This window comes from Candidatus Polarisedimenticolaceae bacterium (assembly GCA_036275915.1).
Taxonomy (GTDB): domain Bacteria; phylum Acidobacteriota; class Polarisedimenticolia; order Polarisedimenticolales; family DASRJG01; genus DASRJG01.
In genome coordinates this window covers 15235-27308 of sequence record DASUCV010000011.1, presented here as the reverse complement: position 1 = coordinate 27308, position 12074 = coordinate 15235, and the positions used below count along the sequence as shown (strand labels likewise).

Sequence of the window (12074 nt, the reverse complement as noted above, 5' to 3'; positions counted from 1 at the left end):
TCCGTCGATGGGGTTCGGCGCATTCCTCAAGCGGCATACCCTCGTCGCGGGACTCCTCGCCGTCGTCCTGCCCCTCGTCGTCCTCCTGGGCGTGCAGTTCGTCTGGCTCGTGCGCCTGGAGCGCGCGCAAGCGATCGCGCACGAGGCGGCGCTCGAGAGCTTCCTCGGGTCGGTCGGAACGCAGATCGAATACGCGTACCGGGAGACCGCCGAGCGCAGCCTCAACCTGCCGGCGAGCCTCTTCACCCAGGACCACGTGGCGAAGGCGGCGTACTACTGGAAGCAGCGGCCCGCGAAGGGCGCGAAGCGCCTCTTCCTCGTCGACTTCACGCAGGAAGAATTCGGCCACTTCCTTGCCTTCGACCCCGACCAGGCGAGCCTCTACACGCCGGTCGCCTCGGACGAATCGCTCGCGATGATCCTGGCGGCGAACCCGCTGCACATGCTCAACATGCGCCAGCACGGGATGGAGTCGGCGGCGCTCACCGTCTACGAGAGCAATCCGGACTACCGCATCGTGCTGAATCCGATCCTCGACGACGCCGGGCGCGTGGTCGGGCTCGCGGGGATGATCCTCGACGAGGACTACTTCCGGACGACGCTCCTCCCCGCGGCGATCGACAAGGCGATCGCCGCCTACTTCCCGTCGGCGCGCGACGAGCTGGCAGTGATGGTGAAGGACGGCAAGGGGCAGCCGGTCGTGTGCGTCGGCGATGCGAACGGCCGGAAGGTCGTCGCGAAGACGCGCCTGGGGTTCGTCTTCACCGATTGGGAGATGGCGCTGTACAGCCCGCGCGCGACGCCGGAGCAGTGGGCGCGCGCCGGGTTCCTCTTCAACGCGTCCCTCGCCGGCCTCCTCGCGGCGGCGCTCCTGGCGGGCGTCGGCCTCGCGCTCCGGGCCGCGGATCGCGCGGTGAAGCTCTCCGCGATGAAATCCGATTTCGTCTCGAACGTCAGCCACGAGCTGCGGACGCCGGTCGCCTCGATTCGCGTCTTCGGCGAGCTCCTGCGCACCGGGCGCGCGCAGACGGCGGAGAAGATCCGCGAGTACGGCGAGTACATCGAGGCCGAGAGTCGCCGCCTCTCGCGGCTGATCGACAACATCCTCGACTTTTCCCGCATCGAGTCGGGCCGCAAGGAGTACCGGTTCGAGGAGTCCGACCTGCGCGCGATCGTCGACGACGTCGTCCGCACGTTCGAGGTGCGGCTCGCGCCTCTCGGCTTCACGATCTCCGTGACCGTGGAGACGGAGCCGTTGCCCCCGGTCAGGCTCGATCCGGATGCGATCGCGCAGGCGTTCCACAACCTTCTCGACAACGCGGTCAAGTACTCGGGCGAGTCCAAGAGCGTCCTCGTCCGCCTCGGGCGCGAGGGCGCCGCGGTCTCGATCGCGGTGCAGGATTTCGGCATCGGCATCGCACCGGAGGAGCAGCGCAAGGTCTTCGAGCGCTTTCACCGCGTCGGGACGGGCCTCGTGCACGACGTCAAGGGCAGCGGCCTCGGACTCTCCCTCATACGCCACATCGTCCAGGCGCACGGGGGTTCGGTCGAGGTCGCGAGCAAGCCCGGCGACGGCAGTGTCTTCACGATGCGCCTGCCCATCTCGGGGCCGAAGGGGCGCGTCTGATGGCGAAGATCCTGATCGTGGAAGACGACGAGGCGATGGGCACCGCCCTCCGCGACGGGTTCGCGTTCGAGGGGCACGAGGTCCTCCACGCGAAGGACGGCGAGGCGGCGCTCGGCCTCGCGCGCGAGCGCACCGCGGACCTCGTCATCCTCGACGTCATGCTGCCGAAGCTCTCGGGGCTCGACGTGCTTCAGCGTTTGAGAGCGGAAGGCAGCGCGATCCCGGTCATCATGCTCACCGCGCGCGGGCAGGAGATCGACAAGGTGCTCGGCCTCAAGCTCGGCGCCGACGACTACGTCACGAAACCGTTCGGCTTCATGGAGCTGCTCGCGCGGGTCGAAGCGCTGCTCCGCCGCGTCGCCGGCGCCGGCCGGCATGCCGACGTCTGCTCGTTCGGCGACGTCGTCGTCGACTTCAAGAAGGGTGAGCTCCGCAAGGCAGGCGCGCTCGTCGAGATCACGGCGCGCGAATTGAAGCTTCTCGAGTTCTTCATCGCCCACCGCGGCGAGGTCGTCGCGCGGGAGCGCCTGCTCGACCGCGTCTGGGAGTACGACGGCGCACCCTTGACCCGCACCGTCGACATGCACGTCGCGAAGCTGCGGAAGAAGATCGAGACCGATCCCGCGGACCCGAAGCACATCGTGACCGTCCACCGGATGGGCTACAAGTTCACCGGATAACGGAAACGGCCTCCGGAGCGGGCGCACCGGAGGCCGTTCGTGTTTTCGCCTAGAGCAGGGAAAGAGGATCGTTGGGGCGGCTCACTTCGCCGCGACGTCGACGTGCTCCTTCATGTGCTCGGTGACCATCGCCTGATAGACATCGTCGGGCATCTTGCCGAGGGTGGCGCTCACGTCCTTGGAATAGCCGTTCCGCTTGATCGAGTAGGTCACGTTCGAGCCGGGCCAGAGGTCCTTGCGGGCGGCCGCGAGCTTGTCCTTGTTCGCGTCGGTGAGCGCGATGCCGTTCAACGCGGTGAGGACGTCGCCCTTCGCGAACCCGGCCTTCTCCGCCGGGCTGCCTGAAACGACCTTCCCGATGACCATGTTGCCGTTCTCGGTCTGGTCGTACTCGATGCCGAGCCAGCCGTGGTTGCGGGCATCCTGCATGTACTTCATGCACTCTTCCTTGCTGGCCGTGCAGTGCTTGTGATCCATCCCGGCGGTCTGGGCCGCCTTCTGGCACTCGGCGCCGCCGGCGAGAGCCGGGGCGGCCAGGGCGAACATCGCGAGCGGGGCGAGCAACAACGCGTGGCGCATCGGGATCCTCCTTACGTTCGCGACCCGCGTCGTTGCGAATCGCGCGTGCGAGAACGAGGCTACCGAGCGCCCTCGTAAATGTCGCACGGGGCTCCGTAAAGAAGGGTCAAACTTGTCAACGAGTCGTAAACGGAATTGGGGACAGTCCCCATTTTCTTTCAGAGCTTCGAAGCGGTGACGTCCTGGCCGGCCGGCGCGTAGATGTCGCGACGGAGGATCGCGACCAGCTCGCGCGTCATGTAGAGCGCGATCGGTCCGAGGAAGAGCCCGACGAGACCGAACGAGATCATCCCGCCGAACATCCCGAGGAAGAGGATGACGCCCGGGAGCTTCACGCCTTTACCCGCGAGAAGGGGCCGGAGCACGTTGTCGATCGTTCCGACGACCCCGGCGCCCCACGCGACCATGAGAATCGCCTTGACGGTATGACCGTCGGACGCGAGCCAGATCGCGCACGGAATCCAGATCAGGCCCGGGCCTCCCGGAATCAGCGCGGCGAAGAAGGTCGCGGCGGCGAGCGGGATGACGCTCGGCACGCCCAGCACGAGGAGCGCGAGCCCCATCAGCGCCGCTTGCACCGCGGCGGTCACCCCGACGCTGATGAAGACGGTGCGCGTCATGTCCCGCAGCTCGGCGAGAATGCGCAGCGCGTCGTTCTCAGGGACCGGCAGCGCCTCGAAGATCGCGCGGGAGAACCGCTGCCCGTGCACGAAGAAGAGCGGCATCCCTCCCAGCATGACCAGGAACGACCACGCCATGTTGAACGCGCTCCCCATGAGCGCCGGGCCCTGCACGGCGGCGAACTGCGCCACCTTCTTGAGCGCGTTCACTCCCAGCGCGTTCAAGTCGACGTTCGCCAGCCCGACGAGATCCTTGGCCCTCGTGACGAGGTCGTTGAGCCAAGGCCAGCGATCGGTGAGCCCGAGGTCGGTCCCACTCGCCTGGTAGTTCGTCATGATCCACTGATAGGCCGCCACCGCGCCCTGCGTCGCTTGCGTCGCCGCCATGACGAGCGGCACCACGACGAACGCCGCCGCGAGAATCGTCACGATGGCGGAGGCGATCCACCGCCGCCCGCCGAACTTCTTCGCCAACCATTCATGGAATGGGCGGAACGTGACGACGAGCACCGCCGCCCAGGTGAACCCCGCGATGAACGGTCCGATGACCTTGAGGGCGGACCAGAAGACGGCCGCGAGGATGACGACGAACAGGAGCCGGACGCTCGGATCTCGATTCATGGGGCGTGCCTCCGCGGGCGTCGTCATGGTGTTCGCGGCGGCGAGGCCGGCGTCTGCCGCGGCTTGCCCGGCGGCAGCGCCCAGACGCCGATGTGCTCGCGCTTCGCCTCCGCCTCCGACCGCTTGAACTGCGACTTCATCGTGAAAGAGAAACGATCATAGACGCGGGCGTAGCCCTTGCGGACCAGCTCGTCGTTGAAATCAGTGCCGTCCGGCAGGATCACGTAGCGCAACAGGCGCCCGTAGTCGTCCCGGTCGCCCTGATGTCCGTCGCGCTCGAGGGAGATCGACTTGCCCTTGAGCCGAAGCCTCACGAACTCGCGCGCGGCCACCGCCTCGTCGCGATATGCGTCGCGCTCGTCGTCGAGCTCCGGCGTGTCGATCCCGACGAGGCGGACCTTCTCCGTCCGGCCGTCGGTCTTCACGGTGATCGTGTCGCCGTCGTGCACCGAGACGACCCGGACGTCGGTCTCGAGCGGAAAGCCCGTACCGTCGGGCGACGCCAGACGCACCGGATCTCCGGCGAGACCGGTCGCGAGCAGAAGTGCCGCGAACATGCGCGCAGTATAGCGACCACTGGACGCGATCACGGCGTGATGTGAGGATGAAGGGATGCCGATCACCCCTTTTCACTTCGGACCCGGCTTGCTCGGGAAATCGCTCGCGATTCGCCGGCTGTCATTCACCGGATTCGTCGCCAGCCAGATCGTCATCGATGCGGAAACCGCGACGAACATCCTCCGCCATCACTGGCCCGCGCACGGACCGTTCCACTCGCTGCTCGGCGGCACCGCCGTCGGCGTGGCAACCGCCGCGCTGACTTGGCTCGCGATCAAACCGCTTCGAAAGTCGATCGAGAAGTTCAGACCGTCTTCACCGGCCCTCAAGGATGCGGTCGATTCAGATCTCACCCTCGACGCGATGCTGCTCGGCGGCGCCTTCGGCGGCGCCAGCCATTCCATCATCGACGGCGCGATGCACTTCGACGTCCACCCGTTCTGGCCGTTTTCGAAGGCCCAGCCGTGGTTCGGCTACATCTCCGGCGGCAGCGTGATGATCGTCTGCGTCATCTGCGCCATCCTCGGCTTGATGATCCTGTGGGCGAATCTCGGCACGAAGCGAACGACGGAGACGGAGCCGACTTAGACGCGGCCGCGCGCGCTCGCTCGATACCAGAGCCCGCCCAGCCATGCGCACGGCAACGCGGTGATCCAGATCGCGACCGGATACCACAGTGGTCCCGGCTTCTGCGCCATCATCATCGTGCCCGCGACACCCAGCCCGCTCAGCAGGAAGCCGACGATTCCGACGATCATCGCGTGCTTCATCGGCCGCCGCGGCGCCAACCGCGCGGCGAGATACGCACCGAACGTGTCGTAAACGAGGCGATACGACAAGGCGAGCGCGTTCAGATGTGGACTCCACATCGGCTCTCCCCAGGGCGGATAGACGTTCGCGATGTGGAACACTTCGTCGGTGAGCAGCGACAGCGCGATGACCGAGAGCATGCCCGCCAGCACCGCCAAGACGCTGCGTCCGAGATTCCGCTGCCCGTCGTCGATCGCGGCCATCGTCGCCCCCTGTGTCGATCCGTACGTCGGTCGGAGTGCGGAGACACTGCCACGGATCACACTTCGATCCAAGAGCTAATGCCTTTCTTGACTTCAGCCGTTGCTTCCATGCAACCCACTCCGATTCCTCCCCTACCCCGTTGCGGCTAGACTTCCGTCAGAGAGGGCGGGACTGATGGCCGAGAAAATGCTCCTCGCCTTCGGGCGCTACCTGAAGCTCGTGCGCGAGCGGCGCAAGCTCTCGCTCGAAGACGTCGCCACCCTCACGAAGTCCTACCCCGAGCCGATCAACAAGGGCTACCTCTCGCGCGTCGAGCGCGGCCTCGCCCGCGTCGGCTTCTCGAAGATGGTCGCCCTCTCCCACGCGTACGAGATGTCGCTCGATGCGTTCGGCGAGAAGCTCGCGCTCGACTTGGAAGTTGACCGGATGCGGGATGCGCCGGAGACGAAGGGGAAGACGTTTGGGGAGTTGACCGACCTCGCGATCAACTTTGATCGGCGGGGACTGAGGTGGCACAAGTACGTTTGCTTGCGGGATGCGCTTCCAAGGGCGGAACGTGACTCTCTTTATGGCAACTTCAAATCGAGCGCTGCGCAGTCAATCGCGGGCACCCTCTCCTTTGGCTCGTCTTCCGTGGGACTGGGCCGATATTCGCTCGGCCTTTCGGAGTTGGGTCACGTCGCGTCGCGCATTGAGGAGCTGCCGGAGGAAAACCGTCCGACTGTTTATCAACAGCTTGCGACCGTTTGCGTTCATACCGGAAGAATCTCTGAGGCGAAGCTACATGCCGGAAAAGCTGTGATGTTGGCGGAGAATGCACCAAAGCGGTTCTACCTGGGCGGTGCAATCGAGACACAGGCAATCATCGCAGGCCGCGAGGGGAACTTCGCGCTCGCTATCGAACTTGAAAAGAAGGCATTTGCGGCTTACAAGGTCAGCGGCCGTCGCGTTGATTGCGCGCGCGCTCTAAACAACCTCGCCCAGAGCTACTTCGATCTTCGCCGGTTCCAAGCTGCACGCCGCGCACTACGGTCCGCTGATCGGCTCGCGGCCACACTCGATGCGGATTCGATCCGCTCACGTTCGCGCATCCTGTTGGGAGAGATAGAGCTTCTCGAGAATCGCCCGGCCCGCGCGTCCGCGTTGTGGCACGAGGCACTTGAAATAGCGAGGACAACGCGAGATGCAGTTGTGCATTTCAAGGCTGAGTTTCAGCTATTCAAGCTCGCGATAGAGCACGACAACAAGACGGTGCTTTACGCACTAGGTCGCCGACTCGACCGAATGGCTCCGTGGATCTCACCAAGCGAGCCAGAGGTCCCTGAGTTCAAGCGACTCTACGCGATTCACCGTAAGCCAAAACAGCGGAGCGTTGCCGGCTCGCAACATCGCGAGTCCTAGTTCGCAACCCATCGTCCTGTGAGCAATTGCTGAAGCGACACGCAGGTCGTATTCCCTTCTGTGGTTGTGGAGGGATGCGTCATGTATCGAGTCCGCATCGGGCCGCTCTTTGCATCGCTGGTGGTGACAATCGGCGTAACTGCCGCAAGCGCATCACAGGGATCTTGTGTCCACGATCCGACGCCCGGACCGCCGCCAGAAGGACCATTGGTGGCATGCCAAATCACCGACGATGAGATCCCGGTAACTGTTACGAACCCCGTCCGCCACTGGTACCGTCTTGTTTGGCTTCGTGTAGTTGCCGAAGCGACTCGGTTCGCACGAGTAGCGACGCAACGAAGTTAACCCCCCAACGGGAGCGTAGCCGGACACCACCCACACGCACGCACTGGCCCCCCAATGTCCGTGCTACGCTCCCGGCCTCATGGCGTCGCCGACACGCACTGACGCGACGATCCTCGCTCATCATCTCTACGACTTCGCCGAGTGCGAGCATCGGATCACGCTCGACACGCGGCTCGACAAGTCTCGACGCACGCCGCCCGATGCGGCGATGGAGCTGCTGTTCGAGCGCGGACGGCGGTTCGAGCGTGAGGTCGTCGAGCCGCTCGGGTATCCCGCGGTCGACGTGCGGGGCGGCGAATGGGATGAGGCGTTCGAGCGCACGGTGGCGCTCATGCGCGAGGGCGTCGACGGGATCGACCAAGGCGTGCTCATCGATGGGCCGCGGCTCGCGCGGCCGGACCTCCTGGAGCGCGTGAGCGGGGCATCGGCGCTGGGTGAGCATCACTACCGCCCGGGTGACGTGAAGTCGGCTCGCATGGCTCGAAGCGATGCCGTACTCCAGGTGGGTTTCGCGGCGCTGTTGCTCGAGACCATCCAGGGTCGGCGGCCGGAGAGCGGGTTTCTCATTCTCGGCGATAGGCGGCGAGAGGAGCTCGATCTCGAGGCGATCCGCTGCACGATCGACGATGCGGTGGAGCGCGCCGAGGCGATCGCGCGGGGTGAAGCGGAAACGACCGCGTCGTACTCGACCGTATGCGCACGTTGCCGGTGGCGCGGCGAGTGTCTGCCGGTCTTGCAGGACGCGCACGACGTGTCGTTCGTTCATGGGCTGACGCGCGCGCGGCAGCGCGTGCTTCGGCGGCACGGGATCGGCTCGATCGATGCGCTGGCGGGAGCGGATCTCGGCGCGCTCATCGATGCGGGCGTGCCGGCCGACGGCCTCGAGCGCGCTCAAGCGCAGGCTCGCGCGATGCTCGATGGGCAGCCGCGGCTTCATCGGGTTCGGTTGCCGCGCGGGGTGCGACGCGAGGCCTATCTCAAGATCGAGATCGATCCGCTCGAGGGCGGCGAGCCGTGGTTGATGGCGTGGGCCGAAGCGGCTTCGGATGCACGAGCAGTCGGTGAGGTGAGCGTCGCCGGTGTTGCCGCGCCTGCCGATCGCGCGCCCGCGTTCGAACGTCTCATGCGCTTCCTCGAATCTCCGGCGGTTCGCGAAGCACCGGTGTTCACGTACGGGTCCACCGGCGTGCGCGCCTTCGATGCGTTGGCCGAGGCCAATGGCGTGTCGCCGCAGCGCGCCGGCGAGATCGGTGCGCGCTTCGTCGACTTGGCACCTTGGGTCAGGCGCGCGGGCGTGCTGCCCGTCTTCCACTATCGCTTCGACGAGGTCGTGGCGGTGGCGCGCGGCGGCGCGCGGCCCGCGCCGGGTGCGGCGGAAGACGCAGGCTTCGTTCGGTTGCAGGCGTGGCGCGAGCGCATCGCCTCCGGCGAGACGGTGGAGTTCCCGTTCGATGCTCTCGGTCGCGAGGCGGTGGAGTCGTTGTTCCTCGTTCGCGCTTGGTTGACCGGGCGATGAGCGCCGGCTTGCTCGATCGCCTCGAGGCGCTGCTCCATCGCGAGCACTACGCGATCCACACGGGACACCGCGAGCTGATGGCGATGCCGATCGACGAGCGGGTCGATCGAGGCGACAGCCTGAGCGAGCTCGTGTGGGACGGCGAGGCCGACGGCGAGATCCGCCTTCGGTGCGGGGACAACCTCGCCAAGTACCGCAGCGGCGATCCGCTGCGCCTCGCGAACGTCGATGCGGAGGAGCGGGGTGCGGGCGCCGGCGTCGTCTACGCATCGTTCCATGACGCTTCGGGAACACTGATCGTTCGCCGCGATCCGTTCCGCCCGGGCGGGACGTTCGATCCGTTGCGGCCGCTGCGGCTTGACCCGGAAGTGCAGTCGCTCACGGCGCTCGCGCTCGAAGCGCTGGGCCGTGTTCGAGGGGGACGGAGCGGTGCTTCGATCACGGCGCGCGCCGTCCTCGAAGGCGCGGCCGAGCGCGTCGTGGATGAGAACGCGCGCACCCGTGCGCTCGCCGCTGCGGGAGCGGCCGGCGGCTCGCTCGACGCGAGCCAGCGGGAGGCGTTCGTCGAGGCGATGAGCGCGAGACCGGTCGCCCTCGTGCAAGGACCACCCGGCACCGGGAAGACACACGTGCTGGCGCGGATCGTTCGCGCGTTCGCCGATTCGGGACGGCGCGTGCTCGTCACCGCCTACACGCACCGCGCCGTGAATCAGGCACTCCGCAAGATCGTGGAGACGGGGACCGAGGTGCCGGTGATCAAGGCCGGGAAGTCGGACGGCGCCGACGACCTCCGCGGGACGCGCGTCGTCCCCGTCCCGTCGATGAAGAAGGTGCCAAAGCCGAACGGCCGCGGGCAGATCGTCGGGACGACGATCTTCGGCGCTCGGGCGGCATGGGAAGCCGGGACGTACGACGTGGTCGTCGTCGACGAAGCGGCGCAGGTGCCTCTGACCTTCGCCGCTTGCGCGCTCCTCGCCGCCGAGCGGTACGTCCTCATCGGCGACCATCGCCAGCTCGGACCGATCGTCCAGGGGCGGCACGCGGATCCGCTCGCCGGGTCGTCGCTCTTCGGTCATGCGGCCGCGTCGTATCCACCGGTGGTTCTCGAGACGACCTACCGCATGAACGAGGCGTTGAACGCGTTCCCGAGCAGGATGTTCTACGGAGGCCGGCTCGTGGCGTCACCGGCCACGGCCGCCGCGCGTTTTCCGGCGACGGCCGGCGGGCCGTTCGACGACCTGTTCGATCCCGAGCGCCCCGCGGTCCTGGCACTCGTGAGCCACGAAGGGTTTCGCATGCGGTGTCCGGCGGAGGCGCGGCTCGTCGCGGATCTCGTCCTCGACCGGATCGTGCGCCAGCGTGGGGATCCACGGCAGATGGCGGTCGTCTCTCCTTACCGCGCACAGCTTCGTCTGATCCGGACGCTGATCCGCCGCGGACTCGACGCGGCCGGCGTGCGATGCGTCCTCCCGGTCATCGACACGGTCGAGCGGATCCAGGGGCAGGAGCGCGAGCTCGTGATCGTGTCGCTCGCCGGCTCCGATCCCGATTACCTCGGGGGCGACGCGGCGTCTTTCTTCTTCGCGCCTGCGCGCTTGAACGTCACGCTCACGCGCGCGCGGACGAAGCTGATCGTCGTCGGCAGCCCGCTCGCGTTCGAGGCGTTTCCCAAGACGCTCGCCGGCCTCGCCGGCGTCGAGCGCTTTCGCCGCCTCCGGCGGGAGCTGCCCGCGGTCGACTGCACGGCGCGGGCGACGCCGGCCTGAAACGAAAACGCCGCCCTTGCGGGCGGCGTCGTCTTCGTTCGTGCGTTAGATAGCGATCAGTTCGTGCCGGCCGTCGCGGCGGGCGCCTTCGGAACGGGAAGGCCCTTGCGCTCGAGCTCGTCGTTGATGACGCCGCGGAACGTATCGACCGGCTGAGCGCCGACGAGCATGCGGCCGTTGATGAAGAACGCGGGAGTGCCCGTCACGCCCACCGCGGCGCCGTCGTTGTAGGCGGCGTTGATGAGCGCTTCCGGCTTCTTCGCGTCCATGCAGGCACCGAACGCCTTCGAGTCGAGGCCGAGATCGGTCGCGCGCTTGGTGAGGTCGGCCTGGCTGAGATCGCCCGGGTTGTTGAAGAGGTTGTTGTGATAGTCCCAGAACTTGCCCTGCTCTTCCGCGCAGTGCGCCGCGATCGAGGACGGCATCGCCTGCTGGTGGAACGGGAGCGGGTAGTCGCGGTACACGAAGCGGATCTTGCCCTTGTACTCGCTCAGGATCTGCTCGACGGTCGGCGCCGCCCGCTTGCAGAAGGGGCACTGATAGTCCGACCACTCGACCATGACGATCGGCGCGTCCGCGGGGCCCATCGAGGGCGCGGTCGGCGGGATCGCGAGCGCGACGCGCGGCGGGTCGAGGAGGATCTTGACCTCGTTCTTGCTCGCGAGCTCCCTGAGGAATTGCGCCTTGCGGTCGTTCTGCTTCTGCATCCCGAGCGCGCGCTCGACGTCGGGCTTCGCGTCTTCGAGGGTCTTGTTGCCGAGACGGGGCTTCATCTTCTCGTAGTACTGCGCGATCTCGTCCTGCGTCGGCGCGGGCGTCTTGTCGACGACCTCGGCCTTGAGGAGATCGTCCTGCGAGACCTTGCGCGCGGCCGCTTCATCGTCGAGGAGCTTGTTCTGGATGAGATCTTCGAGGATGTCCATCTTGACCTGGTATTCCTGCTGCTTGATGCGCATGAGGGGGTTGGCGGCGGCTTTGTTGAGCTCGTCCACCGTGATCTTCGTGCTCCCCACCGTCGCGGCGAGATCGGTGCCGGCCGGAGTTGCGGCTGCGGCGGGGGCCGCTGCCGTCGTCGTGGAGGCCGCCGGTGCCGGGTCGGCCTTCTTGTCCTTCTTCGCGAACGCGGGCGCCGCGACCGCCGCCAAGACAAGCAGAATCGCCGTGGACTTGTTGAGCTTCATCGGTCCTGTTCTCCCATGCCGGGGTGCTCGCGATCGTACGGGTCGACGATCCGGTCCCGAAATCCCTCTTAATGTACACGGCGAACCATGTGTCGTCCACGCGTGGCGGCCCGCCCTCGTCGCTGCGCTATCATCGGCGTCCGGGCGCAGTTTGGCGCCATTTTTT

At 66.8% G+C, this 12074-nt stretch carries 11 protein-coding genes; 6 read left to right on the top strand and 5 right to left on the bottom strand.

Annotated features, from left to right (window positions below):
- Positions 1-7 precede the first annotated feature (7 nt).
- Positions 8-1627, top strand: coding sequence for a HAMP domain-containing sensor histidine kinase (locus VFV19_09705; protein ID HEX4824579.1), 1620 nt, complete (start codon positions 8-10; stop codon positions 1625-1627).
- Positions 1627-2307 (top strand): response regulator transcription factor, encoded by a 681-nt coding sequence (locus tag VFV19_09700; protein HEX4824578.1) that lies wholly within the window; start codon positions 1627-1629, stop codon positions 2305-2307. Before VFV19_09705 ends, VFV19_09700 begins: the two co-directional genes overlap by 1 nt.
- An 81-nt stretch (positions 2308-2388) precedes the next feature.
- On the opposite strand, the gene VFV19_09695 is transcribed toward VFV19_09700, so the two are convergent.
- From VFV19_09695 to VFV19_09685, 3 genes are all read right to left on the bottom strand, one after another.
- On the bottom strand, positions 2389-2886 hold the full coding sequence (locus VFV19_09695; GenBank protein ID HEX4824577.1) for a PDZ domain-containing protein: 498 nt from the start codon (positions 2884-2886) through the stop codon (positions 2389-2391).
- A gap of 158 nt (positions 2887-3044) precedes the next feature.
- Entirely contained in the window at positions 3045-4127 is a 1083-nt protein-coding gene (locus tag VFV19_09690; protein ID HEX4824576.1) for an AI-2E family transporter, read from the bottom strand.
- 23 nt (positions 4128-4150) lie between these two features.
- Positions 4151-4684 carry a thermonuclease family protein gene (locus tag VFV19_09685; GenBank protein ID HEX4824575.1) on the bottom strand — a complete coding sequence of 178 codons (534 nt, stop codon included), beginning with the start codon at positions 4682-4684 and terminating at the stop codon, positions 4151-4153.
- Positions 4685-4739: 55 nt separating this feature from the next.
- Between VFV19_09685 and VFV19_09680 the strand changes: the two genes are divergently transcribed.
- Complete coding sequence (locus VFV19_09680) at positions 4740-5273, top strand: hypothetical protein (GenBank protein HEX4824574.1); 534 nt, start codon at positions 4740-4742, stop codon at positions 5271-5273.
- Here VFV19_09680 and VFV19_09675 read toward each other — a convergent pair.
- The gene (locus VFV19_09675; GenBank protein ID HEX4824573.1) at positions 5270-5698 is read right to left on the bottom strand and encodes a hypothetical protein; all 429 of its coding nucleotides are present in this window, start codon (positions 5696-5698) and stop codon (positions 5270-5272) included. The genes VFV19_09680 and VFV19_09675 overlap by 4 nt on opposite strands.
- A 175-nt stretch (positions 5699-5873) precedes the next feature.
- On the opposite strand from VFV19_09675, the gene VFV19_09670 reads away from it, so the two are divergent.
- The 3 genes from VFV19_09670 (at position 5874) to VFV19_09660 (ending at position 10727) form a co-directional block, all read left to right on the top strand.
- A complete protein-coding gene (locus VFV19_09670; protein HEX4824572.1) occupies positions 5874-7100 on the top strand; it encodes a helix-turn-helix transcriptional regulator in 1227 nt (408 codons plus the stop codon).
- 424 nt (positions 7101-7524) lie between these two features.
- Positions 7525-8961 (top strand): TM0106 family RecB-like putative nuclease, encoded by a 1437-nt coding sequence (locus VFV19_09665; protein ID HEX4824571.1) that lies wholly within the window; start codon positions 7525-7527, stop codon positions 8959-8961.
- Positions 8958-10727, top strand: a complete 1770-nt coding sequence (locus tag VFV19_09660; protein ID HEX4824570.1) for an AAA domain-containing protein — start codon at positions 8958-8960, stop codon at positions 10725-10727. Before VFV19_09665 ends, VFV19_09660 begins: the two co-directional genes overlap by 4 nt.
- Positions 10728-10783: 56 nt before the next feature.
- Here VFV19_09660 and VFV19_09655 read toward each other — a convergent pair whose 3' ends face one another.
- The gene (locus VFV19_09655; GenBank protein HEX4824569.1) at positions 10784-11908 is read right to left on the bottom strand and encodes a thioredoxin domain-containing protein; all 1125 of its coding nucleotides are present in this window, start codon (positions 11906-11908) and stop codon (positions 10784-10786) included.
- Positions 11909-12074: the final 166 nt, after the last annotated feature.

What these genes read in the sequence shown, in the direction of transcription:
- VFV19_09680 (HEX4824574.1), top strand. Translation starts at nt 4,740, where the DNA reads ATGCCGATCACCCCTTTTCACTTCGGACCCGGCTTGCTCGGGAAATCG.
- VFV19_09675 (HEX4824573.1), bottom strand. Translation starts at nt 5,698, where the DNA reads ATGGCCGCGATCGACGACGGGCAGCGGAATCTCGGACGCAGCGTCTTG.
- VFV19_09705 (HEX4824579.1), top strand. Translation starts at nt 8, where the DNA reads ATGGGGTTCGGCGCATTCCTCAAGCGGCATACCCTCGTCGCGGGACTC.
- VFV19_09700 (HEX4824578.1), top strand. Translation starts at nt 1,627, where the DNA reads ATGGCGAAGATCCTGATCGTGGAAGACGACGAGGCGATGGGCACCGCC.
- VFV19_09670 (HEX4824572.1), top strand. Translation starts at nt 5,874, where the DNA reads ATGGCCGAGAAAATGCTCCTCGCCTTCGGGCGCTACCTGAAGCTCGTG.
- VFV19_09665 (HEX4824571.1), top strand. Translation starts at nt 7,525, where the DNA reads ATGGCGTCGCCGACACGCACTGACGCGACGATCCTCGCTCATCATCTC.
- VFV19_09660 (HEX4824570.1), top strand. Translation starts at nt 8,958, where the DNA reads ATGAGCGCCGGCTTGCTCGATCGCCTCGAGGCGCTGCTCCATCGCGAG.
- VFV19_09655 (HEX4824569.1), bottom strand. Translation starts at nt 11,908, where the DNA reads ATGAAGCTCAACAAGTCCACGGCGATTCTGCTTGTCTTGGCGGCGGTC.
- VFV19_09695 (HEX4824577.1), bottom strand. Translation starts at nt 2,886, where the DNA reads ATGCGCCACGCGTTGTTGCTCGCCCCGCTCGCGATGTTCGCCCTGGCC.
- VFV19_09685 (HEX4824575.1), bottom strand. Translation starts at nt 4,684, where the DNA reads ATGTTCGCGGCACTTCTGCTCGCGACCGGTCTCGCCGGAGATCCGGTG.
- VFV19_09690 (HEX4824576.1), bottom strand. Translation starts at nt 4,127, where the DNA reads ATGAATCGAGATCCGAGCGTCCGGCTCCTGTTCGTCGTCATCCTCGCG.